The sequence below is a fragment of the Ensifer sp. ENS11 genome (assembly GCF_014851895.1).
In the GTDB taxonomy this organism is placed as follows: Bacteria; Pseudomonadota; Alphaproteobacteria; order Rhizobiales; family Rhizobiaceae; genus Ensifer; species Ensifer canadensis.
Genome location: NZ_JACVAN010000012.1, coordinates 99,397 through 125,429, shown reverse-complemented (window position 1 = coordinate 125,429; position 26,033 = coordinate 99,397). Strand labels below are relative to the sequence as shown.

Here is a 26,033-nt window from a genome sequence, read left to right as displayed (position 1 = left end):
GTCAATACCCCACCAGGAATGGATTGAAGCCGGCGCGTTTGTATCCGGTATCCTTCATCAGCGCGTCGAGGCCGAGACTGCCGACATCGTCGGCCACGGCATCGAGCGCCGGGTTCCTGTTCTGGTACATGATCTTCGTCCAGCTATGGCAGCTGTCGCAAACCTCTGCCTTGACCGTGGCCTCCTCGTCCCCGGTTTCGACGGCACGGTATCCGATACCCTTCGTCGAGCCGCAGGAGAGACATTTTACCCGGACCTCGTTCCATTTGGTCGAGCAGCAGGCACACATGGCATAGCGGGTTCCCTCAGCGCCGTGGAAACCGACCACGAGCGAAGCGACGGGCTTGCCGCCGCAGGCCGGACAGACGCCGGTGCTGACCGGCACGAGGCGACCAGGATCGAGCCCCGCGACCAGGCGTGCCGCATGGATCTGCACGGCCGCCGCAACGAAAAGATGGTGCGCAAGGCTATCGAGCGGCAGATTGTCCGCAGCGATATTGTCAATCATCCACGCCAGCGTCTCGTCGTCGGCGGCAATGATCTGGGCAAGCGCTTCGGCCGCGGCCTTTGGCATTTCCAGTTGCTCCACCCGCGCAAGGAACTGTCGGACCGTGTCCCGGCACTCGGCGGAAGCGCCCATGGCCGAGCGATCGATTGGCGGCATCGCATTGTCGCGCGCCCGCTCGCGCTGTTCTGCGGAAATCGGCTCCAGCGGCGGCAGGCTGGAAAGGAGGTCACTCTGGATTACTGCTGTGCCTGCAAGGAAGTGTAAGTAGGGAGCAAGGCGGCTGCTTTCCGCCAGCACCTCGAAACGCTGGGCGCGATCCCTGAAAAGGCGCGTCAGATTGGACATCAAGACGAAGGGAGCCTTGGGAATTCCACCGATCATCGCGGGATCGGGCTGCACGGACGATATCGACATTGCACCTCGCGGGCCGACCGGCCACCGCTGTTATGTCGTTATTCTGCAGGATCAATCCGGCCCCGTCCAGCAAGTTCCTTCAGCCACTTGCGATGGTGCCGCCAGGCCCAGCCGCCGGTGACCGAACCCCGCGTCATCGCCCGCAGCGTACCGCGGGTCCAGATCGCGGCATAGACATGCAGGATGAAGATGAGAATGATCAGCACCGCGGAAACGGAATGGGTCAGCATGGCAATGCGCCTCACGTCGATGGGGGTGGCCTCGCCGAAATACTGGTCCCAGATGATGATACCGCTGACGATCAGCACGATAATGAAGAACGCCATGCCCCAGAAGATGAACTTCTGTCCGGCATTGTACTTACCGATTTCGGGCAGCCGCTCCTCATGGCCTTTGACCACGTCGCCGATCTGCGACACCCACTGCGCGTCGGTGCGGTTCGGCAGGTTGGCTCGCCAAAGCTGCGCGAAGAAAATGAAGAAGCTCAGGAACAGAACCACCCCGATCCAGGGATGCAGCATGCGCGTGTTCTGGCCACCGCCGAACAGATCCGTCAGGAAGAACAGCGACGGATGGAACATCGAGAGGCCGGAAAGCAGAAGCAGGATCAGGCAGGAAGCGGTGATCCAATGGTTGAGGCGCTTGCCGGGTCCATAACGACCGACGGTCACCGGCGGGCCTCGATGGATCGCGTCTTCGGACTGGACATCGTTCGGCCTGGCCATCAGGCACCCTCCCTGAGATCCTCGGCTTCCTCGACGAGCTTCTCGGCGCTGACCTCATCTTCAGGCGCAACCTGGTTCGCCTTGCCGAAAAGGCCGTGCAGGATCGCGCCCGCAGCCGCCAGCCCCATCGCCGCAAGGCCGGTATATTTGGTCACGCCCTTCCAGGCCTCGATGACGGCGGAAATCTTCGGGTCATCAGGCAGGTCGGCGTAGATATGCGGCTTGTCGTTGTGATGCAGGACATACATGACATGGGTCCCACCGACGCCGGGCGGATCGTAGAGGCCGGCATTGGCGTATCCGCGCGATTTGAGATCGGCGATACGTTCGTCGGCATGCTTCTTCATGTCGTCCTTGGTGCCGAACACGATCGCCTGTGTCGGGCAAGCCTTGGCACAGGCGGGGCCCTGCCCCATTGCGACGCGATCGGAACAGAGCGTGCATTTGTAGGCGCGATGATCGGCCTTTGAAATGCGCGGAATGTTGAACGGGCAGCCCTTCACGCAGTAGCCGCAGCCGATGCAGTTTTCATGGATGAAGTCGACGATGCCGTTGGAATATTGCACGATCGCGCCGGGTGAAGGACATGCCTTGAGACAGCCCGGATCGGCGCAATGCATGCAGCCGTCCTTGCGGATCAGCCACTCCAGATTGTCCGTTTCGGGGTTCACCCATTCGGTAAACCGCATCAGCGTGAACATGTTCTCGGTGAGATCGTGCGGGTTCGTATAGACCCCGACATTCTCCTCGATATCCGGATACGTGTCGTTCCACTCGATGCAGGCCGATTGGCAGGCCTTGCAGCCGATGCATTTGGAAACGTCGATCAGCTTGGCGACCGGTGTTAGCTGCCGCTCCGGCGGCGGCAGCTCGCTCGTGGCGGAGCGGCGAACGAGATCGCGCTGCGTGAGGTTGCTCTCCATCGGCTGGACCGGCGGATTGCTGACGGCTGTGCGCGGGCTATCCATCACACTGTGGCCTCCTTGTCCTTTGGCGGCGTCGAAGGCTCGATATTGACGAGGAAAGCCTTGGACTCAGGCGTCTCGATGTTGGCGTCGCCGACGAAGGGAACCAGAGAATTGGGGCCGAAACCCTTTTTCGCAGAGCCGGTGAAGCCCCAATGCAAGGGGATGCCGACCACATGGACCGGCTTGCCGTCGCAGATGAGCGGCCGGATGCGCTTGGTCACCACCGCCTTGGCCTTGACCTCGCCGCGCTTCGACCAGACCCTGACCCAGCCACCATTGGTTATGCCCTTTTCCTGCGCCAGCTCCTCGGAAATTTCCACGAAGAACTCCGGCTGCAGCGCCGAGTTGACGCGGTTGTGCTTGGTCCAGAAGTGGAAATGCTCGGTGAGCCGGTAGGAGGTGGCGGCGTAGGGGAACTCGTCTGAAAGCCCCAGCTGCTCGGCATCGTCCTTGAAGATGCGGCTGACCGGATTGCCGCGCATCTTCGGATTGAAGACGTTGGCAACGGGCGATTCGAACGGCTCCATATGCGCGGGGAACGGGCCGTCGCGCATCAGTCCGCGGGTGAACAGACGCGCGGTGCCTTCCTGGTTCATGATGAAGGGACCGACATCTCCAGGCTTGGCCGTGGGCGCAATGTCGGGAATGTCATAGCCGGTCCACTTGGCGCCGTCCCATTCCAACAGCTTGCGGCTCGGATCCCAGGGCTTGCCCTCTAGGTCCGCCGAGGCGCGGTTGTAGAGGGTGCGGCGGTTGAGCGGCCAGGCGAAGGTCCAGCCGAGATAGGTGCCGGTGTCGTCGGGATCCTGATTGTCCCGCCGAGCCATGTTGTTGCCCTGCTCGTTGAAGCAGCCGGAATAGATCCAGCAGCCGGACATGGTCGAGCCGTCGTCGCGCAACTGCGAGAAGTTCACCACCTGCTTTCCGGCCGGCACGAGAACCTTGGTCGGGTCGGAAGTGTCCATGACATCGCTCAATGCTCGACCGTTGATTTCCCGGGCGAGTTCTTCTGCCGTCGGTTCGTTCTCGTCGGCATACTCCCACGATAGGTTGAGGATCGGGTCGGGGAAGGCGCCACCTTCCGCCCGGTAGAGTTCGCGCATTCTGAGGAAGATCTGGGCGATGATGTAGGTATCGTGCTTGGCTTCGCCCGGCGGCGTACCGCCGGCCCAGTGCCACTGCAGCCAGCGGCCGGAGTTCGTCAGCGAACCCTCCTCCTCCGCAAAGCAGGTTGTCGGCAGCTGGATGACTTCGGTCTGGATGGAGGCGGTGTCGACCGGATTGAAATCGCCGTGGTTTTCCCAGAACCGCGCCGTCTCGGTTTCCAGCGGATCCATGGTGACAAGCCACTTCAGGTTCGAAAGAGCCTTGGTGTTCTTGGCACGATTGGGGAAGGCCAGCAGCGGGTTGAAGCCCTGACAGAGATAGCCGTTGACCTTGCCGGCATGCATCAGCTCGAACACGCGCAGCACATCGTAGGATGGCACGTCGAGCTTGGCGAGGTAGTTGAAGGCCCAGTCGTTGTCGGCCCGCGCGGCATCGCCCCACATGGCTTTCTGGAACGAGACCATGAACTTGCGGTAGTTCTGCCAGTAGCTTGTCTGCCCCGGCCGAAGTGGCTTGAACTGCCGGGTCGACATGTAGGTCTCGAAATCCTCGTCCTTCTCGGTCGGCGCCGTCAGGTAGCCGGTGAGCAGGTGCGACATCAGGCCGAGATCGGTCAGGCCCTGGATGTTGGAGTGGCCGCGAAGGGCGTTCATGCCACCGCCGCGTACGCCGATATTGCCGAGGATCAGCTGCAGCATTGCCATGGCGCGGATGTTCTGCGAGCCGTGCGAATGCTGGGTCCAGCCCAGGGCATACATTGACGTCATCGTCTTTGTCGGCGTCGAACATTCCGAGATCATCTCGGCGACCTTGAGGAATTTCTCCTTCGGCGTTCCGCAGATGCGCTCGACCATTTCGGGCGTATAGGGCGCCAGATGCTCCTTAAGCAGGTTCCAGACACAGCGGGGGTTCTGCAGCGTCGGATCGGTGACGACGAAGCCATCGTCGCCGAGCACATAGTCCCAGGTCGAACGGTCGTAGTCGCGCTTCTCGGCATCATAGCCGGTGAAGAGACCGTCCTTATAGGCGAAGCCGTCCTTGACCAGATAGGCTGCGTTGGTGAAGGCCTTGGTGTATTCCCACTGCACCTTGTCGTTGTCGATGCAATACTTCATGACGCCGTTTAGGAACGCGATGTCGGTTCCCTGGCGGATCGGCGCGTAATAGTCCGAGACCGAGGCGGTGCGGGTATAGCGCGGATCGACGACGATCAGCTTTGCACCGCGATGGGCCTTGGCTTCCGTCACCCATTTGAAGCCGCAGGGGTGGGCTTCCGCCGCATTGCCGCCCATGACGACGACGAGGTCGGTGTTCTTGATGTCGGTCCAGGAGTTGGTCATTGCTCCACGGCCAAATGTTGGGGCGAGACTCGCCACCGTAGGGCCGTGTCAGACGCGTGCCTGATTATCGAAACCGACTATTCCCAGGCTCTTGGCGAATTTGAAGGTCGCCCAGGCCGTTTCATTGGTTGTTGCAGACGCCGCCAGCATGCCGACGGTCGTCCAGCGATTGACCGGAAGGCCCTTGGCGTTGGCCGCAATCAGGTTCGCATCGCGATCGTCCTTCATCAGGCGGGCAATGCGATCGAGAGCATCGTCCCAGGAGATCCGTTCGAAAGTATCGGAACTGGGCTTGCGCAGCATCGGATATTGAAGGCGGGTCGGCGACTTGACGAAGTCCTTGAGTGCCGCCCCCTTGGGACAGAGCGTCCCGCGGTTGGTGGGGTGATCGGCATCGCCCTCGATATGCACAATGTCCGCCGTCTCGCCTTTTCGAGGGTCACCCTTCGAATAGATGATGACGCCGCAGGCAACGGAACAATACGGACAGGTGTTGCGGGTTTCGGTCGTGGTCTTCAGCTTGAAAGCACGCACATGCGCGATTTCCGCCGCCTCGGATTCGCCGAAGCCAAGTGCTCCGACGGAAGTTGCCACGACACCCGCTCCGGCCAGCTTCAGGAAGCTGCGCCGCGAGAGGTCTATGTTCATAGATGGCCTCCCTTTCCCGATACTTCGTACCTTGAAGTCTATTGCTAAGTGCTTGCAAGTCAAGGTGCGTTGGTTGCCCGCCACCCACTCTCCTGACGATCGGCAATGCCATCGCCTCTTGTCTGGCCGGGTATTTGCATGCGCAGAAAGATGCGCATATATTGATCGCTCAAAAGGAGAACAATCATGGCCGAGCATGCTCGATCTGCCTCTGCAAAGCGCGCAGCCAATTTGACGATTGACGCCGATCTTCTTGCAGAAGCACGGCATTTCGACATCAATATTTCTCGCGCTGCCGAGGCAGGGATCGCCAGGGCGGTGTCCGATGCCAAGGCTGCCCGTTGGAAGAAAGAAAATAGCGAGGCTTTGCAGAGCTCGAACGCCTTCGTCGATGCAAATGGCCTGCCGCTGGCGCAGTTCCGTCAATTCTAATGGCGCGTTATGACGTCTATGCCAATCCGGGCGGCGGTCTGGTGCTTGATGTGCAGGCCGATGTGCTGGACGAGTTGAAGACCCGTGTCGTCGTCCCGCTATTGCCAATGGAAGCGGCTCCTAAACCGGCCAAGCGCCTCAATCCCGTGTTTGAAATATCCGGCGTTCGCTACACCTTGGTCACTCAGTTCCTGGCCGCAATACCCGTATCGGCACTTGCAGAACCTGTTTCCAATCTATCGGAGCGGCACGACGAGATCGTCGCCGCTCTCGATATGGTTTTTCACGGCTTTTAGCGAACGGGTGACAGCAAGCGTCGTCACGCTCCAAGCCGCTCTCAACCAGCCTCCCTGTGCGATCGCGATCTGAACCGCAGCCGGCTCAGGAAACCAGTTGTCCCCTGGCCACGCTCTTGTTTCGGTAATGGCTCGGTGGTGCCCCGATGATCTTGCGGAAGGCGCGGCTGAACGAGGCCTCCGAATCGTAGCCGAGACGGCCTGCGACAAGGGCCACCCGCTGTCCTTCCTGTAGCCATTGATGCGCCTGGTGCATCCGCATGCGCGCAACATAACGGGCCGGCGTCTCGCCCATGGTGTCGACAAACCGCTGGGCAAAGCCCGACCGTGACGCACCCATGAGCTTTGCCAGTTCGGGCACGCTCCAATCCCGCGCAGGTTCAAGGTGGATCGCGGCAAGGACGCGCCCGAGCTCCGGATTGCGGACGGCCGCCAGCCAGCCGGTCGCCGTGCCGCAGCCATGCTCCACCCAGGTTCGAATGAGCGTTGCAGTCAGCACATCGGCAAGCCGCGAGAGAATGCCGCCCGAGCCGACGCGCTGCATTTCTGCTTCGCGCATCATGGCCTCAAGGAGTGCCGGTATCGAAGGTTCGCTCGCAGCAAGGTCGCTCGTGCGCATGACGGCGGGCATCAACTGCAGGAGAGGATGCAGACGATCGACATTGAACTGCATCACCGCAAAGAAGATGAGGTTCTTGCTGTCCGTCGACGGGCATTGCACATCGATGATGCCGTCACAAAGCTGTCGCCTCGGCAGGTCGGCTATCGAAACGGCAGGAATGCCCGGCTTGCTGGCAAGCACATGCGCGTCACCCCTCGGCAACAGCACCGCGTCGCCCTGGGCAAGATCCATCCATTCACCATCCGGTGTCTGAAGATGGGCCGAGCCCGCAGCCAGAAAATGGAATCGCGCGGGCTCCTGTGCCGGATAGGCCGTCGCCCAGGGCGCACAGGGTTGGCAACGCCCGTATTCGACGCCGTCGAGCCTCAGCCCGCGCAAAATCTCGGTCAATGCATCGCTCATAAGGCGCTCCGCAAGTTTGGACAAACGGCATAGTCTTTTGGATTTTCTAGCATAGAAACTCCTGACGGTCATGCCTACTTTCGCCACTAACAATCGCGGAGATGAAAATCATGGATGGCGTCGTGACGAAATCAGGTGCCCCGACGGACGAGCGGAACAAAGCCCGATGGGGCGCTGTCGTTTCCCTTTCGCTTGGGGTCTTCGGCCTGGTAACGGCAGAGTTTCTACCGGCAAGCCTGCTGACGCCGATGTCGGCGGATCTCGGGGTCAGCGTTGGAGCTGCCGGGCAGTCGGTGACCACCACTGCTGTCGTTGCGGCGGTCGCCGGCCCGGCGATCGTCGTCTACACAGGCCGGTTCGACCGGCGCACGGTGCTTCTGGCTTTGACGGGCCTGCTGGTCGTCTCGAGCCTTATGGCGGGCTTTGCGCCGAACCTTCCGTTCCTGCTTGCGGCCCGCGTGTTGCTTGGTATCGCGCTCGGCGGCTTCTGGGCGATGTCGCTGGCGCTCGCCATGCGGCTCGTGCCCGCCAGGCTGATGCCCCGCGCCATGGCGATCGTGATGTCAGGCGTCTCGATCGCGACTGTCTGCGCCGCCCCCGTCGGCGCCTGGATCGGCGCCACGCTCGGATGGCGCTATGCTTTCCTGCTGGCAGCCGTAGTCGGGGTGGTTACCTTTATCGTCCAGGCACTGACCGTCCCGTCGCTGCCGCCGATCGGAACCACCGGCCTTGGCACGATCGTGAGGGTTCTCAGGCGCCCGGCGATCCGGCTGGGTCTTGCCACGATCCTGCTGGTCGTCACCGGCCATTTTGCCGGCTTCACCTATATTCGCCCCTATCTTGAGCAGGTGCCGCGTTTCGACGTCGAAATGATCACCGCGATCCTGCTCGCATTCGGTATCGGCGGTTTCTTCGGCAATATCGCCGGCGGCTTCCTGGCGGAGCGCAACACGCGCCTGTCGATGACGCTGGCTGCCGCGGGCATCGCTGCCACCGCGCTCCTGCTTGCGGTCGCCGGCGTGCTGCCGGGCATTGCAGCCGCAGCGACGGCCGCCTGGGGCTTCGCCTTCGGTGCGCTCCCTGTCAGCGTCCAGTCCTTCATCAGTCGGGCCGCCGGCGACGAGGCGGAAGGCGCTGGTGCGGCGACGCTGACGTCATTCCAGATCGCCATCTCCACCGGAGCAATCCTCGGCGGCCTGATCGTCGAACTCCAGGGGCCTGCCGGCGTCTTCATGTTTGCGGCATTGGCCGCACTGCTGGGCGCCTCGCTCGTCGCCGTCTCCCGCAAGGTGGCGCTCCAGCCGGGCTGAGAGATGAAGGACTCATGGCCCTCCCGATCCTGGATTCCTGCGGGATCGGGAGAGCCATCATTAGGCCCCGTACTCAGCCGCGCTCAAGTCTCACTTGCGCGTCAGGGGCAGGGCCAGGAGCTGATCGGTCGTGACGATATCGCCGAAGGTGTCGTCGATCGAAGCCAGAGCTGCGCGGTGCAGCGCAACATGCGACACGGTCTCCCCATCTGCCGTATCGACGTCCCGCGTGGCGCAGGCGTCGTCGGCCACGATCACATTGTAGCCGAGGGGGACGGCATCGCGGGCAGCGCCGGCCACGCAGGCATGGGTCATCAGGCCGGCAATGATGAGCGTATCGACGCCAGCCTGTTTCAGCCTCTGGTCGATGTCGGTGGTTGGAAACACGCTCACCGACGATTTGCGCACCACCGAATGGTTGGCTGATGGCTGGATCTGGTCGTGGAACCGGGAGGTCGCACTGTCCTCGGCAAAGACCGGGCTTCCCGCCGGTGTCACGTGCTGGACATGATAGACTCTCATGCCGTCCTGATCAGCACGCTCGATGAGGCGCTTGGCGTTGGAGAGCGCCTTTGCGCCATCCGGGATCGGCATCCTGCCGCTGAAATATTCGTTCTGAAAGTCGATCACCAGCAGGGCGGTCTTGGCAGGATCGAGACTTTGCGGCGCTGTGGCTCCAGCCATGGTCCGGATGGTGGGGTGCTGCATCATGAAAGCGTCCTTTCGCATCGTTGTTGATGGCGGAAAAATCCTGCATGCGCCGGCTTCGCGAAAGTGGCCAGAATGACAATATGTGCTAGGTTCTGGCCAATTCATTAGATTGGGATCGCCACGCCGATGCACACCGTTGCCGTCATCGCCTTCGAACGCATCAGCGCCTTCCACCTGTCGGTGCCCTGCATCGTGTTCGGCGATGAGCTTTTGAAACTCGGAGCGCCCCGCTATCGCCTGTTGATCTGCGGCGAGAATACCGGGTCGGTTGCCACTGGCTCCGGCTTTCGCATTGAAGTGACGCATGATCTGAGCCACCTGGGGGAGGCCGACACCGTCATCGTGCCGGCCTGGCGGGATCCGGACGAGCGTCCTCCCGAAGCCTTGCTGCGGAGCGTCAGGGCCGCCCATGCACGCGGCGCGCGGCTGGTCGGGCTTTGCCTTGGTACATTCGTACTGGCGGAAGCGGGCGTGCTGGACGGGCGACCGGCATCCACCCATTGGGCCTGGGCGGAGGAGTTCCAACGAAGCTATCCGCGGGTCGCCCTGGATCAGGATGCGCTCTATATCGATGATGGTGACATCCTGACATCGGCCGGCACGGCCGCGGCCATCGACTGCTGTCTGCATATCGTACGTCGCGATCATGGGGCAGATATCGCCAACCGCGTCGCCCGGCGGCTGGTGGTGGCGCCGCACCGGCATGGCGGCCAGACCCAATATATCGAGAAGCCAATGCCTGCCGCCGCCGGCGAGGCGCAGCTCGGCGCGACGATCAATTGGGCAATCGAGCATCTGGACGAGCCATTGTCGCTCGAAAAGCTGGCGGCACGGGCCGGGATGAGCCTGCGCAGTTTTACCCGGCATTTCAGAAAGACGACCGGAACCACCTTTACGCAATGGCTCTTGAACCAGCGGCTGGCGACCGCGCAACGGTTGCTCGAAACCGGATCCTGCTCGATCGACCGGGTCGCAGAGATGGCCGGCTTCGGCTCAACGGTATCGCTGCGCCAGCACTTTACCCGCGCCTTCTCGATCTCGCCGGCAAGCTACCGCCGGCAGTTCAGGAAGAGACCGGATTTAGGGAAGCATTACGGTCACGGCTTTCCACTCCGCCATGGCCTTGAGGCGGTGAATATGGATGACCAGCGCTGAGTGATTGGAGCGTGGTGGATCCGTGCGCCTGCCATCAGGACGTCTCGGACACTGGCTATGCGGATGCGCGAATTTCAGTCATGCTTTAGGAGAGCCGCCCAGCCCTTGCGTATCGGCAATATGCGCGAGTGCTGCGTCTTCGGGGAGCAGGTAGACCTTGTCGATCGTCTGGTCGAGCAGGTTGCGCTCAATGGCCAACGCATCCTTCCGGCTTTCCGGCAGCACCGCTTCGAGATCGTCGATCATCGCGTGCAGCCGCCTTGCGATCTGCAGATTTTCCGCTCCATAGATCCGGATCTCTCGAAACGTAAGTTGCACGAAATCTTCCCAGTTCGGCGTCGGGAACACCACACGAAGGCGTCCCTGGGCATCGCGGACGTACTCGTTGCTCAGTTCGCGCCCACCAACGCTGCGTAGCAGTCGCTGCAACTGATCAATGGCAAGCACCGCTGTCGTCGGGTCGTTTATAGCCTTCGAAAGCGCCTTGCTGGCGATGTCGACAATAACCCTGAAGGCGAAGGTCGGATCCTGCTCGATGGTCCGCTCACGCCCGAAGACGACACTGTTGCGAAGGTCTTTGGCTGGTATTGCCTTGGCGCCGCCATAGAGGCGGAACAGTGGCTGCCCGGATGAGACAAAATCGCCGACGCGCGCAGCAAGTTCAATCACGCCGTCCGCTCGATGTGCTTGAATGGTCAAGGCCTTCACGTCGACTGCAAGAATGATGTCCGACGACCCGACATGCAAAACGATGTTTCCCGGCTTCTCGCACGGCTCGTCCGGTTGTGGTCGCTCGTCGGCATCCGACAGCGGGCCAGGATATACCGCCTCGATAACGGCAAAGCCCTGCTCGGCGACGCGATGAATGATGCTGACGGGACGTAATAGCCGGGCGGAATAATCGATGAAATAGAGGAAGGCGGCCAGCGACAGAACGCCAAGAATCCCCGAGATCCACATGATGGGAGACAGGGCCTGCGTACTGACGCGACTGATCGCCCCGATGGCAAAGAGAAGAGTAAAGATGAACAAGCCCACGGTGAAACGGATCACGTTATCGCGCAGCAGCGTGGTCGCGATAATCCGGGGCGTCAGCTGCCCGCTCGCAATCTGAATGGCGACGAGCAGGGAGCCGAACGTGAAGACGATGAACGAAAGCGCCAGGCTGATGATCGCCTGCATCGCTGCAATCGTACCCTCTGTCTCCAAGGGCCATATCGGCACCCATTCTGTCCACAGTTCGAATACAAGCACTGCGCGGAAGAAGGCTTGCTGCAGAACGAGCGCGAAGAAAGGCACGACCCACAGCGAGGACCGCATGTAGCTCTTGAGCGCATACAACTTGTTCCAGCGCATTTAGCCCCATCCCTCTCGTGTGGCCCTTCGAGCCGGAAACGGTCAAATCTGCCACAAGGGCACCGTACGCGACCAACTCCCGATACGAGACGATCGGCGCAAGCGACCTGGGGCCTAATATATACTATGCTGTCTCGTCGGGCCGCGAAAATCACAACTTCAGGTCACGGCTTCTCCCCCGAGCCGCCTCCGCAGCTTGAGCCTTTTTCATAGCCTGCCGAGGTTCTGTCACGTTGTTCGAAAAGGGACGGAATGGAGCATCGGGTCGTGATTTAGGTGGGCATTACGGTCACGGCTTTCCACTCTGCCATGGCCTTGCGGCGTTGGATATGGATGACGAGCGTTGAGTGTTTGGAGCTTGGTGCAACATGGTGGTTCATGAGCAGATCGGAAACACAGCGTTCGACCCTCCACTGCTGTCCCTCGAGCCTGTCCTATGCCATCTAGGAGAGTATCAACGACATATTCGCAGGCGGCACTATCGTGAAGAAAATCGGATTCCTTTCCTTCGGCCATTGGACCCCCTCCTCCCAGTCGCAAACCCGCTCGGCAGGCGATGCGCTTCTGCAGTCCATCGACCTTGCAGTTGCCGCCGAGGAGCTCGGCGCTGACGGCGCCTATTTCCGTGTTCATCACTTTGCCCGGCAGCTTGCCTCCCCCTTCCCGCTTCTGGCTGCCGTCGGCGCAAGGACGAAGCGCATCGAGATCGGCACGGCCGTCATCGATATGCGCTACGAGAACCCGCTTTACATGGCCGAAGACGCCGGTGCCGCCGACCTGATCTCCGGCTCACGCCTGCAGCTCGGTCTCAGCCGAGGATCGCCGGAACAGGTGATCGATGGCTGGCGATATTTCGGTTACCAGCCGCAGGACGGCGCGTCGGATGCGGATATGGGCCGCAGCCACGCCGAAGTGTTTCTCGAAGCACTGAAAGGCAACGGTTTCGCCCAACCCAACCCACGGCCGATGTTCCCGAACCCGCCAGGACTTTTGCGCCTCGAACCCCATTCCGAAGGGTTGCGCGACCGCATCTGGTGGGGTTCCAGTTCGAACGCCACCGCCGTCTGGGCGGCAAAGCTCGGCATGAACCTGCAGAGTTCGACCCTGAAGGACGATGAGACCGGCGAGCCGTTCCACGTCCAGCAGGCAGCACAGATCCGCGCCTACCGTGAGGCGTGGAAGGAAGCGGGCCACACCCGCACGCCGAGGGTTTCCGTCAGCCGCAGCATCTTCGCCATCGTCGATGATCGCGACCGCGCATATTTCGGCCGAAGCGGCAAGGAACAGGATACGATCGGCTTCATCGACGAGAACACAAGGGCAATCTTCGGCCGGTCTTATGCGGCCGAGCCTGATGTGCTCATCAAGCAGCTCGCCGGGGATGAGGCCGTCGCCGAAGCCGATACGCTGCTGCTGACGGTGCCGAACCAGCTCGGCGTCGACTACAATGCGCACGTCATCGAGGCGATCCTGAAGCACGTGACGCCCGCACTCGGCTGGCGTTGAGCGACAAGACGCGTTCGTTCGCACCGGCGATCGAATTCGACTGGCATGAAGATATCCGCGTGCGCCGACCTACCGCATGTTTCCTTAAATCCAATTCGATTTCAGGATAAAGTTGCGGCCATTCAAAGTGCTGCAGTGACCTTTGCGCGTCCAATAAGACGCGCGGCGCTGTCGTCGGCGCACACGGGCTTCTCATGCCAAACTGACGTCGAGTGTTATCGGAACCGCACCAAGTGCCTTTGACACCGGGCATCCCGCTTTCGCCTTGTTTGCCAGCTCAGTGAATTTTGCCAGATCCGCGCCCGGCACACGGCCCTTCAACGCCAGGTGGATAGCCGTGATGGCAAAGCCATCGGCGACGGACTCAAGCGTGACCTTGGCGGTCGTCTCCATGCTGTCGGCCGTCAGGCCAGCCTCCCCAAGGATCAGTGACAACGCCATGGTAAAGCAACCGGCGTGAGCCGCACCGATGAGTTCCTCCGGGTTGGTACCCGCGACGCCTTCGAAGCGCGCTGCAAAACCATACGGATACTCCTTGAGCGCGCCGCTCTGCGTCGAAATCTGACCCTTACCGTCCTTGAGACCGCCGGCCCATTTCGCCGATCCTGTGCGATTGATCTGCATGCTCTTCTCCTCGAGGTGAAATCCACAGGCACCAGATAGAGCAGTGGCGTCGGATTGGTATGTGTGGATAGCTTACGCTGCTACCCGCCAGCGCCCGAATACACGGCTTGCGGCCCAGCAAACGGGCGCAACGTAACGGATTGCCGGTTTCGCCCCTCCGCCATGCACCGTGGCCAAGCGTTCAACCGGGAAAATTATTCCACCTATGATTGGTCCCGAGCCAAACGGTTGCTTATCCTCTGTCACAACCTTGACTAATTTGTCGCCGTTGCGGAAGTTTCCTCCCGAACGCTCTGCTCCATCAATCAATCGAGTGTGAATCGTGTCCCAAGCCACTATCAAATCCCCGCCGAAGCCGTTTTTCATGTCCTTCGGTTTCCAAGTTCTGGCAGCCATGGTCATTGGACTGCTGCTCGGCCTCATCGCCCGAAACATGGGCGTCGATGCGGCCGGCAACCCCAACTGGTTGACCGTGACGCTCCAGACGATCGGCTCCATCTTCGTGCAGCTTCTGCGCGCGTTGGTCCCGCCGCTCGTGTTCACGGCGATCGTTGCCTCCATTGCCAATCTGGCGACGCTTCAGAATGCAGCGAAGCTCGTCTGGCAAACCCTCCTCTGGTTCGCGATCACCTCGTTCATCGCTGTCATCATCGGCATCGCGCTCGGCCTCATCATCCAGCCAGGCGTCGGCTCGGCGGTGTCGCAGGAGGCTGCCAAGGCGCCGTCCTATGCCGGCTCATGGCTTGATTTCCTCAAGGGCCTGGTTCCCGGCAACATGCTGGGCCTGGAGGCAAGCACCAAGCTGACGGAAGGAAGTGCCAGTACGTCGTTGAATTTCAACGTGCTGCAGATCCTCGTTGTTTCCATCGCCTTTGGTGCCGCCGCGCTGAAAGCAGGCGAAGCGGCCAAGCCCTTCCTTGCCTTCAACCAGTCGCTTCTCGCGATCGTCCGCAAGATCCTCTGGTGGGTCATTCGCCTGACGCCGATCGGCACCATCGGCCTGCTCGGCCGCGCCGTGGCGCAATATGGCTGGGGAACGCTGGCGCAACTCGGCTGGTATGCAGCTGCTGTCTATATCGGCCTCGCCATCGTGCTCTTCGTCGTCTATCCCGCGCTGCTGATCGCGCATGGCCTGAAGCCATCGCGCTTCTTTGCCGGTGCATGGCCGGCAATCCAGCTCGCGTTCGTCTCGCGCTCCTCTGTCGGCACCCTGCCTGTCACCGAAACCGTGACGGAGAAGAGCCTCGGCGTGCCGCGCGAGTTTGCCGCCTTTGCCGTCCCGCTTGGCGCTACGACCAAGATGGATGGTTGCGCGGCGATCTACCCGGCAATCTCGGCGATTTTCATCGCGCAATTCTTTGGCGTACCGCTCGGGCTGCAGGAATATGTGCTGATCATCTTCGTTTCCGTGCTCGGCTCGGCCGCGACTGCCGGCCTGACGGGGGCGACCGTCATGCTGACGCTCACCCTGTCGACGCTTGGCCTTCCGCTCGAAGGTGTCGGCCTGTTGCTTGCCATCGACCCGATCCTCGACATGGGTCGCACTGCCGTCAACGTCGCCGGACAGGCGTTGGTGCCAACGATCGTCTCCAAGCGCGAAGGCATTCTCGACGAGACCGTCTACAATGCCGGCAAGTCCATAGAGGATCCGGAACCGGCTGTAGGCCTCCAGACGGCCTGATTGGATTCACACCCAGAGGAAGCCGGCATCTCGCCGGCTTCTTGATTCTATTGCCTGGCTAAACCGCTCGGTGCCTCGGATCATTTGCGGCAGTCTCGTTCTCACATGAGTGCTGGTTCAAGCTTCCACCGGCACGGTTTGGCGCGCGCCAGCCAAACCGCCTGCATTATCCTGAGGTTGAGCAGCGCTTGTCGCACGACCGCGATGTTGCAGTTCGAGGAACCTGCGCACGCACCGGCTTCTAAGATGGCTGCAACGCCTCGCATCGATAGCGTCAGTGAAGCAGGACCGAAGGTCGGCTACCCCAAATCGTGGCAGATCATTCCGAACTCAAGACTGGCGGATTGCCGGTAATACTCGCGCTTCAATCAGCGCGTTTGAATTACTATCAGCAATACCGTAGAGTTGTTATCTGCCAGCGATTGGAATACTGAATGGCCGTGATTTCTGCCTTAACAGCACGTGACAAGCGGAGCTTGAATGCCGGTCATCTTCCAACGGATAAATGAAGACCACGCGTTGCGGGCGGCGGCCATCATCGTGAAGGCATATATCGGGCCGCCTTGGAACGAGGCGTGGACCTTGGAGAGAGCGACGGCACGGATGGGCGAGTTGTCGACCACTCCCGGTTGGCTCGGCGTCGGGGCATTGGAAAATGGCGCGTTGCTTGGCTTTGCGATCGGCCTCCCCCATACGTCGGCGGCCGGCAGGGGCCTGTACATTCCTGAAATCGCGGTTCTGCCTTCTCACCAGGGACGTGGCATCGGCAAGCAGTTGCTAAGATTTCTTGAGGCTGAAGCCTTGAGTTCCGGCTTTTCGAGCGCGTGGCTTTTGTCGCAAAGTGAGGGCGCCACTGCCGAATACTATAAGGCGAGCGGCTACAATCAGGCTACGAAGCTCAGGATTTATTCAAAGCCGCTAAAGTGGAGTCCTGGGTCAGCGCGCTGATGATTTGTGATGCAACTGGCCCGTGCCTGAGTTCGCTTGGATGATTGCTAGGCATCCCCCGCGCTGCATACGCTCTGGCGCCAGCAGTCCAAACTCGGGGCGTACCAAGTCACGCCGAGGCTTCACACCAGCATTGCGCTGCACCTTGACTCCATGGCCGAGACAATCCACGCCTTCAGCCAGGCTTGTGCTGCCGTTTTTTAAGCCGGCGCCCTACCCTTCGTAGTGCCCCGACGACGCGGCGGCAGCCGACTTGACGACCAACGCCACGTCGGCCCCCTTGATCACGCTCACCCCGGCGGCACGTAGATCGGCAACCGTCTTCAGTCCCCCGGCCTTCGGTGAATCCAGCGGCTCGACGCTGCGAGCCTTCAGATCGACAATCCAAAGGCCGTCCTCACCTTCGATACCTATCACAACAACTTTGGCCATCCGTATTCCCCTCTCACTATGGATCTGCTCGGTCTAAAATCCTGCCCTCTTCAAGCCTTCTCTGTAGAGGTCCTTGTGCCATTGTTCCTTGCTGGGAACGGCGGCAAGCCACGTGTCCAGGTCGAAATTGGGGTTGGCTTCGCGCACCCGGCGAACAAAGACACGCGCTCTGTCCCTATGGCCCAACATCGCCCAGTTCGCGGCCGAAAGCCTGTCGGCCAGGCTCGGATCGGCCATACGTCCGATGTAATCCAGCGATGTCTCGAATTCACTCAACGCGTAGTTCGCACCTGCGGCGGTCCAGAGATAGGAGTCCGGGCTCAACGGATTGAGCTCAATCGCATGTTCGATCTTTTCCAACGCCTTGCCGGGAAGCGAGCAATGGACGAGTGTATCGGCATGGTCGGCAATGATATCGGCATAATGGGGACCAAGCGTCTCCGCCAGTTCCATCGCTTCCGCGCTTTCATCGAAAGCCCCCTGCAACAGCTTGGCCACGCCGAACTCGCGATAGCCGTCAGCCAGATTCCGGCGGGCCCCGATGGCACGCGTAGCAAACACCTCGGCCGCCTTCAGCAGTTCGAGGTCGCCACGTGCCGTCAGCAGCCATTCCTTTGAGTAGGTCCTGGCGATCGAACTCAGCGCCGGCGCAAAATCGGCGCTCGCATGGAGTGCGGTCTTCATCTCCTTTCGAGCGCGCCGTAGGTCCGGCAGCGTCAGCCGGTTCAGGTGCCGCCGTCCCACGAGATAGCTGTGATACGCCGCCGGATTCAGCTCGCGATAAAGACGCGCCGCCTCATGCCGCTCGATCTCGCTTGAAACCGAAAGCGCGATGTTTCGTGCGATCACACGCCGGGTGGCGACGAGTTCCGGATGGCTCAGGCTGAACCTTTCCGCCCACACGACTTCATTGTCGGGAAAGAAGATGAGCTGGACGAACAACGTTCCTTCGCTTGTCTGACTGCTGATCCGGCTGTCGAGGATGTAGTTCAGGGAAAATCGCTCGAAGAAATCAGCCTGGTCCTCAAGCTGGCGCCCGATCCGGACGGCAGAATGGTGGGCGATCACCTGAAGGCTGTTGAAGGCGCAAAACCCGATGGTGATATCCTCGATCAGGGCGCTCGCGATAAAGCCAAAGTCCGGGCGCCCGACGTAGTCGCTCGGAGGCAACAGCACCAGACGAGGGATTGCGTGGCGGTGCGTTTGTCCAGATCCAGTCTGAAAATCAGGTTCGGACATGCTGGCGGCACGAGCGTACGGCCGTGCGACCGGTCCAGGTCCGGCATCCCGGCTCGCCAAGGTGTTCACGAGATCGGCACCTCGTGCAAGCGCATCGCGTCGCCTCTCGAGAATTTTCCTGAGGTGGTCGACTTGCTCTTCGGCTTGAAAGATTTCGACAAGCAACTGCAACGTATCGGGATTCGGATCCGCGTATTCCGCCTCGATGAGCAATATCCCCGCATCCTTGAGAACGTCAGCCTCTTCCTCCGAACGCGGCGCGCGCGCCGCTTTTCGCAACAAAGCTTTGAGAAGGGTATTTTGGCGGTCTTTCTGTTCCGCGAGCCAGCCATAAAAAGCGCGGCTCTGACAGCCGACCGCCCCCAGGAATGACCGATGCATCAGCGTTGCAAGGCTGCGGAGCTGGGGCAAGGGATCGGCTATTTCGCTATCGGTCGCCGGATCCATGTCCGATGACAACGACGCGCGATCCATATGGATCATGCTACTGGTAAAGGAGAGGAATTGCGCTCCAATTTCGTCCTGGCGGACCTTTATCCTGGAAATCAACTTGCGCATGTTCACGAGCGGAACGGCACTGTCTTCGTTGCCCCACAAGAATGCGGCCATCACCGTTCGGTGTTCGGCTCCATCTTTGGTCGTGAGCAAATAAGCGAGAAGTAACAAACCTTTCTCGGGATAGGCAATTTGCCTTCCCTCTGAATCGACGAGCCTCAAGCCCCCAAAGGTTTGCAGCAAGAAAGCCATTTGTACCTTTAAGCCGTTCCGCCAATATTGATTGGCATCCGCGTGCCGAAAAAAATTCAACAGCAGTCGGCCACTAATCTAGGAAGCGATTGGACAAACGATTGCGCGACAGAGTTTGTCTTAATACCTCACACAATTCAACCGGGAATTTACTGTGGGAGAAGGGAGTTTCCATAGCTTACGAGCACCAATGGGTAATCGACAGGCGGTCTATTCTACGTTCCACTCCAGGTTTTATTCCACTTTTTGACGCAACGACAGGGAATCGCGGCCGATGTCCCGCGGCGAAGGCCCTGATCGCTCTCTGCGTTCATCGAAAGCACCAATGCTGCAGCGGGGCTTGGCTGCTTGGCGCCACGGCTTGACCGAAGACCGCCAATGCACGCTCAGGGTGACTTGGCGCTCCGAGCCTATCGCGCTTGCGCAGTTACGGTTGTCATGCCGGCGGCATGTCCCTGTATCCGGGCACGCGTCAAGGCTCTCGGCACGACCTCAGGGTTGGACGGCGCTTATTCGATACCGGATGCAGCCGGCTCATCCGTTGGATCCGGTTCGGATTGCAACTCCTCCGCCGGCAAATCTCGTCTCAATGTCGCAATCTCTTGTCTGCCCCAGGCTTCGGCTCGATCCATCAGCGAGCGCATCTCGCTGTTGAGAGCATGCGAACGCATGACGTCGTCTGCATGGCTGGTATTGGTGCGCGGATCGTAAAAGCTACCGATGTCCGCACCGGCGGCGCGTCTGGCCTGCTCCAGCTGCGCTCGTAGCTCGGATAGCTCGGCTTTTGCCGCGAAATATCGTCTCATCACGTCGATGAGTTCGCGGTCGCGTGCCTTTGTCTTCATGGAAGCCTCCCTCAAAACGCAGCCTGAGTGATCCCACAAGATGTCAAAATCTGGGTACTTCGCCCATGCGGGCGTGTTGCCTGTGGACGGATTGTCGCGGCGCCGGATTGGCAGTGGGTTACGAAGCATCATCGTGATTGGACTTCGCGCCCAACAAGAGTCACGCTTTCGGTGGGGTAAAATGGGCTGGCGCAGAGCATCTATCGTCTAAATGGAGGCGACAATGAAGCACCACACACGCGAGCAATTGCAGGTCTTTGCACAAATCGAACCGGAATACCGGCCGCTGAGCATGTCTCGCAGGGAACGCCTCGAACGTTGGGCGGAGGTTCTCGAGCAGAGCCCGTCCCGACACCTGGCGACATTGTATGAAACCGAACACCAGTCCGCTGCCGTGCGCGATACATTGCGCAGCGACGGCTCGCCGATCTCCGTCGCGTTCGAAGATACCGTACTGCGTGCCGCAGGCATGGAAAACGACACCTACGGCGAGGCCCTCAGGTTCTTCGAGTTGCGCGACTGGCAGCTGCACGGCGTGATCTGCTACTGCCACTTCGGTGCAACGGTGAACGCGCAGACGGCCGCAGAACTCGTCAGGTCGATCTCGACTGGCGAACGCAGCGGCCTATTCGCCCGGCTGCGCGCGCTGTTCGTCGGCTGACGCGAGCCGCATTTCACCATGTTGTGAGATGCTGCGCGGCAGGATGGTAGTTCGCCGATGTAGAGATGTTGGCGAGATTAAAAGCGCCGGGCCATGCCCCCGCTTGCTTCAAGTCTTCGTCACTCGATCTCGGCGTCGCCAGGCACCGAGGCCAGCAGGGATCGGATCACGTGAAGCCCGCGCTCCAGGTCCTTGAGCGGCGGAGCGGAGATCGCGACGCGCACCGCGTTTGGTGCACGCCCTGGGATGGCACTAAACACGCCCGCAGGCGTGATGGCGACGCCTTGTACAGCGGCCGCCGAAACGAACGCCCCGGCACTCCAGATCTCCGGCAGTTCGAGCCAGATATGAAAGGCGTTGCTTTCCGCCGACGGCGACACATGGCCGAGAATGCGCGCCGTCAGCAACTGCCGATCGCGCCCATCCTTCCGCTTCAGCTCAGAAACATGGGCGGCTGTGCCGTCAGAGATCCAGGATAGCACCAGGTGCATTGATAGAGACGACGCCATCCAGCCCCCGGCACGCATCACCGCGGCAATGCGAACCTTGACCTGCGGCGGCGCGACGACAATGCCAACGCCAACGCCCGGACCAAGCCGCTTCTGCATGCTGTTGACGTAGACGACACGCTCCGGCGCATAGGCCGCAAGCGGTGCCGCGTCGGAAAGGAATGCAAAGGCAGCGTCCTCGATGCAGAGCAGCCCGCTCTCCTCGAGCGCCTCGGCGAGGGCAGTTCGTCGTGCGTGCGACATCGAAAAACCGAGCGGGTTATGGATGGTCGGCTGGATGTAGATCGCATCGAGCGGCTTCGCGCGATGCACCCTGATAAGCGCCGCAACGTCGACGCCGTCACCGTCGATCTCAAGCGGCACGAGCTGCAAGCCGAGCCGAGCCGCCATGCGGATGACCGAGGGATAGGTCAACGGCTCGACGCCGATGCGATCGCCAGGCTTGCAGACAGCTGCCATGGCGCATGCAATCGCTTGGCGTCCTCCACCGGCAAGAAGGATGCCGTCAGGCCTCGGGGACCAATGATCGTGCGCGAGATAGCGCGCAACGATCTCGCCAGCGCCCTTTGGCCCGAAGGGACCGAGAGCGTCCATGGCGTCAAAGAGTGTTGCCGGGTTGGCCATGTCCTTGAACGCCGGCGCCATCAGGGCCGCCTGCTGCAGGGAGCCCGATGTCGCCAGTTGCAGATCGATCGGCGCGTCGGCGATCTCGCTGATCCGCGCGGATTGCAGCCGGTCCGGCGTCCCGACGAAGGTCCCACGCCCGACTTCGCCGACAACCAGACCGCGGCGAACGAGTTCGGCATAAACACGGCTGGCGGTCGAGACCGCTATTCCTCTCTCATAGGCAAAGGTTCTTTGCGGCTGCAGCCGCGTACCGGGGGGCAGCTTTCCAGAGGCGATCTCGCTGGCGACAACGTCGGCGACGGCGCGGTAATCCAACATCTCAAATGCTCCGAGGGCAATACACCAATTGAACTCTTATGACATCGGTGCATTTGTAAAACAAATTGCAGCGCCGGATCAATGTCATGCCCTTCGCCACCGTCCCCACAACTTCCCTGCCAACTCTACACGATGTCGAAGCGGCCGCCCGCCGTATCGGCAAATACTGCATCGAGACGCCCCTGCTGGAATCGCCATATCTCAATCAGAAATATGGTGGCCGGTTGCTGCTCAAGGCTGAAAGCCTGCAGGTCACGGGTTCGTTCAAGCTGCGTGGCGCGGTCAACAGGGTAGGGTCGCTGACCGACGACGAACGGCGGCGTGGCGTCGTCGCCCGGTCTTCCGGCAATCACGGCCTTGCGATTGCCTATTGCGCCGGCCTGATGGGCACATCAGCCGTGGTCGTCGTACCGGAGACCGCACCGGCGGCAAAGGCCGAACGGATTGCCGCCTATGGGGCACGCGTCGTAAAGGTTGCGATGAAGGACCTCGCCGACGTGGCCGCCGAAATCACGCAACGCGAGGATCGGGTCCTTATACCGCCGGCCGACGATTTCTGGGTGGTTGCCGGTGCCGGCACCGTCGCGCTTGAAATGGCAGAACAGGCCGCGAGGCTGAATGCCCAGATCGATGTATTGCTGACCTGCTGCTCCGGCGGAGGACTGACCGCCGGCTGCCTGCTGGGGTTGAGCAAGGCGTCTCCGTCCACCAAGGTTTATGGCGTCGAGGCCGTTGGGTTCGAGAAGATGGCGAAATCGCTCGCAGCCGGCAAACGCATCAACCTGGCACCAGGCGGCCATTCGATCTGCGATGCCATCAGCGGGCTCTACATGGCAGAGATTCCCTTCGAGATCATCAGACCTGATCTGGCCGGTACGCTTGCTGTCACGGATGACGAAGCAAAGGAGGCCATGCGCGTGGCCTTCAGCGAATTCGGCTTGGCTCTCGAGCCTGGAAGCGCTGTCGCGTTGGCGGCCGTGCTCGCCCGCAAGATACCGCTCGAGGGACGTACGTTTGCCGTCACGCTATCCGGCCGGAACGTCGATTTGGACCTTGCCGGCGCCATCCTGGCGAGTGGAGAGCCAACGGTCGGCAGGGCATGAACATGTTCAGCCACGTCACCGTTGGTTGCAGCGACCTTGATCGTGCCTCCGTCTTCTACGACGCCGTTCTCGCGCCTCTTGGTCTTGTCAGGCGAACAATCACTCCGGATGGCGGACCGGCTGGAGCGTGCTGGATCGCACCAGGTCAGGCATTGCCGCGCTTTTATGTCTATGAGCCGTTCGACAGGAAGCCTGCCAGTGTGGGAAACGGTAGCATGGTCGCATTTCTCGCGCCGACACCTGCGGCGGTCGACCAGGCCCATACTGCGGGCCTAGCGGCCGGCGGTACGGACGAGGGCGTTCCCGGTCCGAGGCAGCACTATGGAGATGGCTACTACGGTGCATATCTGCGCGACCCCGACGGCAACAAGGTGCATGTCGTCTGTAGAGACGACATGCACCTTTTAACGTAACGGTCCGAATGCGCCGGCGCGTAAAGCGGGACGCAGCCTTATCGGCCTGCTCCGGCAACGATCGCCGCCGCTATCGTCGCATTAAACCCCACTTCTGCCAGCACCTCGGCCGTATGTTCACCAAGCGCCGGTGCCGGACGCCGGAAGCGTCCCGGTGTTTCGGACATGCGCGGCACGATGTTGTGCATGGGCAGCGCACCGTGCTCCGCATCATCCAGCGACACGATCACCTCGCGCTCGGCAAAATGGGCGTCATCGGTGGCATCGGCAATGTTGTAGATCGGCCCGACCGTTGCGCCACTGTCGCGCATGGTGGCAAGGGCTTCGTCATGCGAGCGCACGGCAAACCAGGCCCCGATGGCGTCATCGACCAGATCGCGATGCTTGAGGCGTTCGCTGTTGGAGCGGAAGCGCGGATCATCGTTCATGTCGGCCCGGCCGATGATCTCGAATATCCGCCGGGCGACCGCCGGCGTCGAACCGGAGAGCGCGACGTATTTGCCATCGGCGCAGCGGTAGACGTTGCGCGGGCATGCGGTGTTCGAGGCGCTGCCGATGCGTTCCTTGACCGTGCCGTTGAGTGCGTAGATGGCAGCTTCTGGACCAAGCACCGAGAAGATCGGCTCCAGCAGCGACAGGTCGATGACCTGTCCGCGCGCTCTGCCCTTTTCGCGGGCAAACAGCGCCGTCATCGTCGCCGACATGCCGTAGACACCGGCGATCATGTCGGCGAGCGCGAGCGGCGGCAGCACAGGTTCGCGGTCGGGAAAGCCGGTGCGGTAGGCATAGCCGCTCATGCCTTCGACGATGGTGCCGAAGCCGGGAAATTCCGCATAGGGGCCTGTCTGCCCGAAACCGGAAACGCGCACGACGACGAGATCGGGATTGCGCGCGAGCAGCGCTTCCGGGCCAAAGCCCATCTGTTCCAGGGTTCCCGGGCGAAAATTCTCGATGAAGACGTCGGCGCTCGCAACAAGCGCCCAGAGTGCCTCGCGGTCAGCCGTTTCGCGCAAATTCAGGACGACAGAGCGCTTGTTGCGCCCATAGGTCTTCCAGAACAGCGACAGGCCTTCGTCCTTCCATTCGCGCAGCGGATCGCCGGCCGGCGGTTCGATCTTGATCACGTCGGCGCCAAAATCGGCAAGCTGCAGCGACAGCATGTTGCCGGCGACCAGACGCGAAAGGTCGAGAACCTTGATCCCTTCGAGAGGACCCTCGGCGGTCGGATCCCAGTGTTTCCTCGCAAATTCGCTCACTGGATGCGCCCGCCGGTCTTGTCGTCGAACAACAGGATATTGGCGGTGTCGAAGCCGATCGTCACGTTCGCGCCCGATTGCAGCAATGCGCTTTCCCCGAGAACCACGGTGATATCGGTGGTCTCGAGCCGCAGCATCACTTCCTGCGCCTCACCGGTCGGCTCGACCAGCACAACCTCGGCGGCGATGCCGCTGTCGGCAAGCTGGATGTGTTGCGGGCGAATGCCGTAGACGAGCTTGCGGCCCTGCACGAGGCCATGGCCCGAAGGCAATGGCAGGCGGGCGCCATCGGCAAGCCGCAGCATCTCACCGTCCACTTCGCCGCGCAAAAGGTTGATCTCGGGCGAGCCGATGAAGCTGGCCACGAACAGGTTCTGCGGGTTTTTGTAAAGCTCCAGCGGCGGTCCCATCTGCTCGATCTTGCCGCCGTTCAGAACGACGATCTTGTCGGCCATGGTCATGGCTTCCGTCTGGTCGTGGGTGACGTAGATCGTCGTCTTGCCCAGGCGCTGGTGCAGCTTCTTGATCTCGCCGCGCATCTTAACCCGGAGCTTGGCGTCGAGGTTGGAAAGCGGCTCGTCGAAGAGAAATGCACGCGGATCGCGCACGATGGCGCGCCCCATGGCCACCCGCTGACGCTGACCGCCCGACAGTTCGCGCGGAAGCCGTTCGAGCAGATGCCCAAGGCCAAGGATGTCGGCTGCTTCATCGACGCGACGCTTGATCTCGCTCTTCGACACGCCGGCAAGCTTCAGCGCGAAGCTCATGTTGTCTGCTACCTTCATGTGCGGATAGAGCGCATAGCTCTGGAACACCATGGCAAGGTCGCGCTCCTTGGCCGGCATGTCGTTGACGATGCGGCCGCCGATGGTGATTTCGCCGGCGCTGATGTCTTCCAGCCCCGCGATCATCCGCAGCAGCGTCGACTTTCCGCAACCGGACGGGCCGACCAGGACCACGAATTCGCCGCTGCCCATGTCCAGCGAAATATTATCGAGCACCGGCAGGCTGCCGTAGCTCTTTCCCACATTCCGCAGTTCGATCTCGGACATGGTTTCTCCTCCCAATTGATAGGCCGATGCGGTTCTGGCCCGCCGGCCCGTTGGACCGGCAGGCAGGATCAAACCCGC

Annotated in this window: 25 protein-coding genes; 10 read left to right on the top strand and 15 right to left on the bottom strand. The window is 61.2% G+C overall.

What is annotated here, in order from left to right:
* Position 1: 1 nt before the first annotated feature.
* The 4 genes from fdhE to fdnG are packed head-to-tail and all read right to left on the bottom strand — an operon-like array spanning position 2 to position 5,710.
* Positions 2–922, bottom strand: coding sequence for a formate dehydrogenase accessory protein FdhE (fdhE, locus tag IB264_RS21820; protein ID WP_057223820.1), 921 nt, complete (start codon positions 920–922; stop codon positions 2–4).
* A gap of 38 nt (positions 923–960) precedes the next feature.
* Positions 961–1,647, bottom strand: a complete 687-nt coding sequence (locus IB264_RS21815; RefSeq protein ID WP_192434040.1) for a formate dehydrogenase subunit gamma — start codon at positions 1,645–1,647, stop codon at positions 961–963.
* Positions 1,647–2,615, bottom strand: coding sequence for a formate dehydrogenase subunit beta (gene fdxH, locus IB264_RS21810; RefSeq protein WP_057223816.1), 969 nt, complete (start codon positions 2,613–2,615; stop codon positions 1,647–1,649). The genes IB264_RS21815 and fdxH overlap by 1 nt, the downstream gene beginning before the upstream one ends.
* Positions 2,615–5,710, bottom strand: coding sequence for a formate dehydrogenase-N subunit alpha (gene fdnG, locus IB264_RS21805; RefSeq protein ID WP_144239205.1), 3,096 nt, complete (start codon positions 5,708–5,710; stop codon positions 2,615–2,617). Before fdnG ends, fdxH begins: the two co-directional genes overlap by 1 nt.
* Before the next feature lie 186 nt (positions 5,711–5,896).
* Here fdnG and IB264_RS21800 point away from each other — a divergent pair, with 186 nt between their 5' ends.
* A complete protein-coding gene (locus tag IB264_RS21800; protein WP_025429712.1) occupies positions 5,897–6,142 on the top strand; it encodes a type II toxin-antitoxin system CcdA family antitoxin in 246 nt (81 codons plus the stop codon).
* Positions 6,142–6,438, top strand: coding sequence for a CcdB family protein (locus tag IB264_RS21795; RefSeq protein ID WP_025429711.1), 297 nt, complete (start codon positions 6,142–6,144; stop codon positions 6,436–6,438). Before IB264_RS21800 ends, IB264_RS21795 begins: the two co-directional genes overlap by 1 nt.
* An 85-nt stretch (positions 6,439–6,523) precedes the next feature.
* Here the strand turns inward: IB264_RS21795 and IB264_RS21790 are convergent, their stop codons facing one another.
* Positions 6,524–7,462 (bottom strand): AraC family transcriptional regulator, encoded by a 939-nt coding sequence (locus tag IB264_RS21790; protein ID WP_025429710.1) that lies wholly within the window; start codon positions 7,460–7,462, stop codon positions 6,524–6,526.
* Between the two features lie 110 nt (positions 7,463–7,572).
* Here IB264_RS21790 and IB264_RS21785 point away from each other — a divergent pair, with 110 nt between their 5' ends.
* Positions 7,573–8,772 carry an MFS transporter gene (locus IB264_RS21785; RefSeq protein ID WP_057223814.1) on the top strand — a complete coding sequence of 400 codons (1,200 nt, stop codon included), beginning with the start codon at positions 7,573–7,575 and terminating at the stop codon, positions 8,770–8,772.
* A 90-nt stretch (positions 8,773–8,862) separates the two neighbouring features.
* Here IB264_RS21785 and IB264_RS21780 read toward each other — a convergent pair whose 3' ends face one another.
* Positions 8,863–9,483, bottom strand: a complete 621-nt coding sequence (locus IB264_RS21780; protein WP_199197053.1) for a cysteine hydrolase family protein — start codon at positions 9,481–9,483, stop codon at positions 8,863–8,865.
* Positions 9,484–9,609: 126 nt separating this feature from the next.
* Between IB264_RS21780 and IB264_RS21775 the strand changes: the two genes are divergently transcribed.
* Positions 9,610–10,638 (top strand): GlxA family transcriptional regulator, encoded by a 1,029-nt coding sequence (locus IB264_RS21775; protein WP_082571753.1) that lies wholly within the window; start codon positions 9,610–9,612, stop codon positions 10,636–10,638.
* A gap of 78 nt (positions 10,639–10,716) precedes the next feature.
* Here the strand turns inward: IB264_RS21775 and IB264_RS21770 are convergent, their stop codons facing one another.
* On the bottom strand, positions 10,717–11,994 hold the full coding sequence (locus IB264_RS21770; protein ID WP_025429707.1) for a DUF2254 domain-containing protein: 1,278 nt from the start codon (positions 11,992–11,994) through the stop codon (positions 10,717–10,719).
* 483 nt (positions 11,995–12,477) lie between these two features.
* Here IB264_RS21770 and IB264_RS21765 point away from each other — a divergent pair, with 483 nt between their 5' ends.
* On the top strand, positions 12,478–13,500 hold the full coding sequence (locus tag IB264_RS21765) for an LLM class flavin-dependent oxidoreductase (protein WP_057223811.1): 1,023 nt from the start codon (positions 12,478–12,480) through the stop codon (positions 13,498–13,500).
* Between the two features lie 192 nt (positions 13,501–13,692).
* On the opposite strand, the gene IB264_RS21760 is transcribed toward IB264_RS21765, so the two are convergent.
* Entirely contained in the window at positions 13,693–14,124 is a 432-nt protein-coding gene (locus tag IB264_RS21760; RefSeq protein WP_025429705.1) for an OsmC family protein, read from the bottom strand.
* Positions 14,125–14,196: 72 nt separating this feature from the next.
* Positions 14,197–14,490 (bottom strand): hypothetical protein, encoded by a 294-nt coding sequence (locus IB264_RS21755; protein WP_107027870.1) that lies wholly within the window; start codon positions 14,488–14,490, stop codon positions 14,197–14,199.
* On the opposite strand from IB264_RS21755, the gene IB264_RS21750 reads away from it, so the two are divergent.
* On the top strand, positions 14,489–15,805 hold the full coding sequence (locus IB264_RS21750) for a dicarboxylate/amino acid:cation symporter (RefSeq protein WP_107027871.1): 1,317 nt from the start codon (positions 14,489–14,491) through the stop codon (positions 15,803–15,805). The two genes, IB264_RS21755 and IB264_RS21750, sit on opposite strands and share 2 nt — an antisense overlap.
* 480 nt (positions 15,806–16,285) lie before the next feature.
* Positions 16,286–16,753: a GNAT family N-acetyltransferase gene (locus tag IB264_RS21745; RefSeq protein WP_057223809.1), complete on the top strand. Its 468-nt coding sequence runs from the start codon at positions 16,286–16,288 to the stop codon at positions 16,751–16,753.
* Between the two features lie 213 nt (positions 16,754–16,966).
* On the opposite strand, the gene IB264_RS21740 is transcribed toward IB264_RS21745, so the two are convergent.
* The 3 genes from IB264_RS21740 to IB264_RS21730 all read right to left on the bottom strand — a co-directional run bounded on the left by IB264_RS21740 (position 16,967) and on the right by IB264_RS21730 (position 20,148).
* Entirely contained in the window at positions 16,967–17,185 is a 219-nt protein-coding gene (locus IB264_RS21740; RefSeq protein ID WP_057205904.1) for a hypothetical protein, read from the bottom strand.
* A 33-nt stretch (positions 17,186–17,218) separates the two neighbouring features.
* Entirely contained in the window at positions 17,219–19,171 is a 1,953-nt protein-coding gene (locus IB264_RS21735; protein ID WP_057205902.1) for a hypothetical protein, read from the bottom strand.
* A 509-nt stretch (positions 19,172–19,680) separates the two neighbouring features.
* Positions 19,681–20,148 carry a hypothetical protein gene (locus IB264_RS21730; RefSeq protein WP_375154980.1) on the bottom strand — a complete coding sequence of 156 codons (468 nt, stop codon included), beginning with the start codon at positions 20,146–20,148 and terminating at the stop codon, positions 19,681–19,683.
* 91 nt (positions 20,149–20,239) lie between these two features.
* Here IB264_RS21730 and IB264_RS21725 point away from each other — a divergent pair, with 91 nt between their 5' ends.
* Entirely contained in the window at positions 20,240–20,677 is a 438-nt protein-coding gene (locus IB264_RS21725; RefSeq protein ID WP_057212715.1) for a hypothetical protein, read from the top strand.
* 119 nt (positions 20,678–20,796) lie between these two features.
* Here IB264_RS21725 and IB264_RS21720 read toward each other — a convergent pair whose 3' ends face one another.
* A complete protein-coding gene (locus IB264_RS21720) occupies positions 20,797–22,131 on the bottom strand; it encodes a PLP-dependent aminotransferase family protein (RefSeq protein WP_057223805.1) in 1,335 nt (444 codons plus the stop codon).
* 86 nt (positions 22,132–22,217) lie between these two features.
* Here IB264_RS21720 and IB264_RS21715 point away from each other — a divergent pair, with 86 nt between their 5' ends.
* Together IB264_RS21715 and IB264_RS21710 are read left to right on the top strand one after the other, a co-directional pair.
* Positions 22,218–23,234 carry a threonine/serine dehydratase gene (locus tag IB264_RS21715; RefSeq protein WP_057223803.1) on the top strand — a complete coding sequence of 339 codons (1,017 nt, stop codon included), beginning with the start codon at positions 22,218–22,220 and terminating at the stop codon, positions 23,232–23,234.
* 2 nt (positions 23,235–23,236) lie between these two features.
* Positions 23,237–23,647, top strand: a complete 411-nt coding sequence (locus tag IB264_RS21710) for a VOC family protein (RefSeq protein WP_057223847.1) — start codon at positions 23,237–23,239, stop codon at positions 23,645–23,647.
* Between the two features lie 38 nt (positions 23,648–23,685).
* Here IB264_RS21710 and IB264_RS21705 read toward each other — a convergent pair whose 3' ends face one another.
* Together IB264_RS21705 and IB264_RS21700 are read right to left on the bottom strand one after the other, a co-directional pair.
* Positions 23,686–24,903 (bottom strand): CaiB/BaiF CoA-transferase family protein, encoded by a 1,218-nt coding sequence (locus IB264_RS21705; RefSeq protein WP_057223800.1) that lies wholly within the window; start codon positions 24,901–24,903, stop codon positions 23,686–23,688.
* Entirely contained in the window at positions 24,900–25,955 is a 1,056-nt protein-coding gene (locus tag IB264_RS21700) for an ABC transporter ATP-binding protein (protein WP_057223799.1), read from the bottom strand. Before IB264_RS21700 ends, IB264_RS21705 begins: the two co-directional genes overlap by 4 nt.
* Between the last annotated feature and the right edge of the window lie 78 nt (positions 25,956–26,033).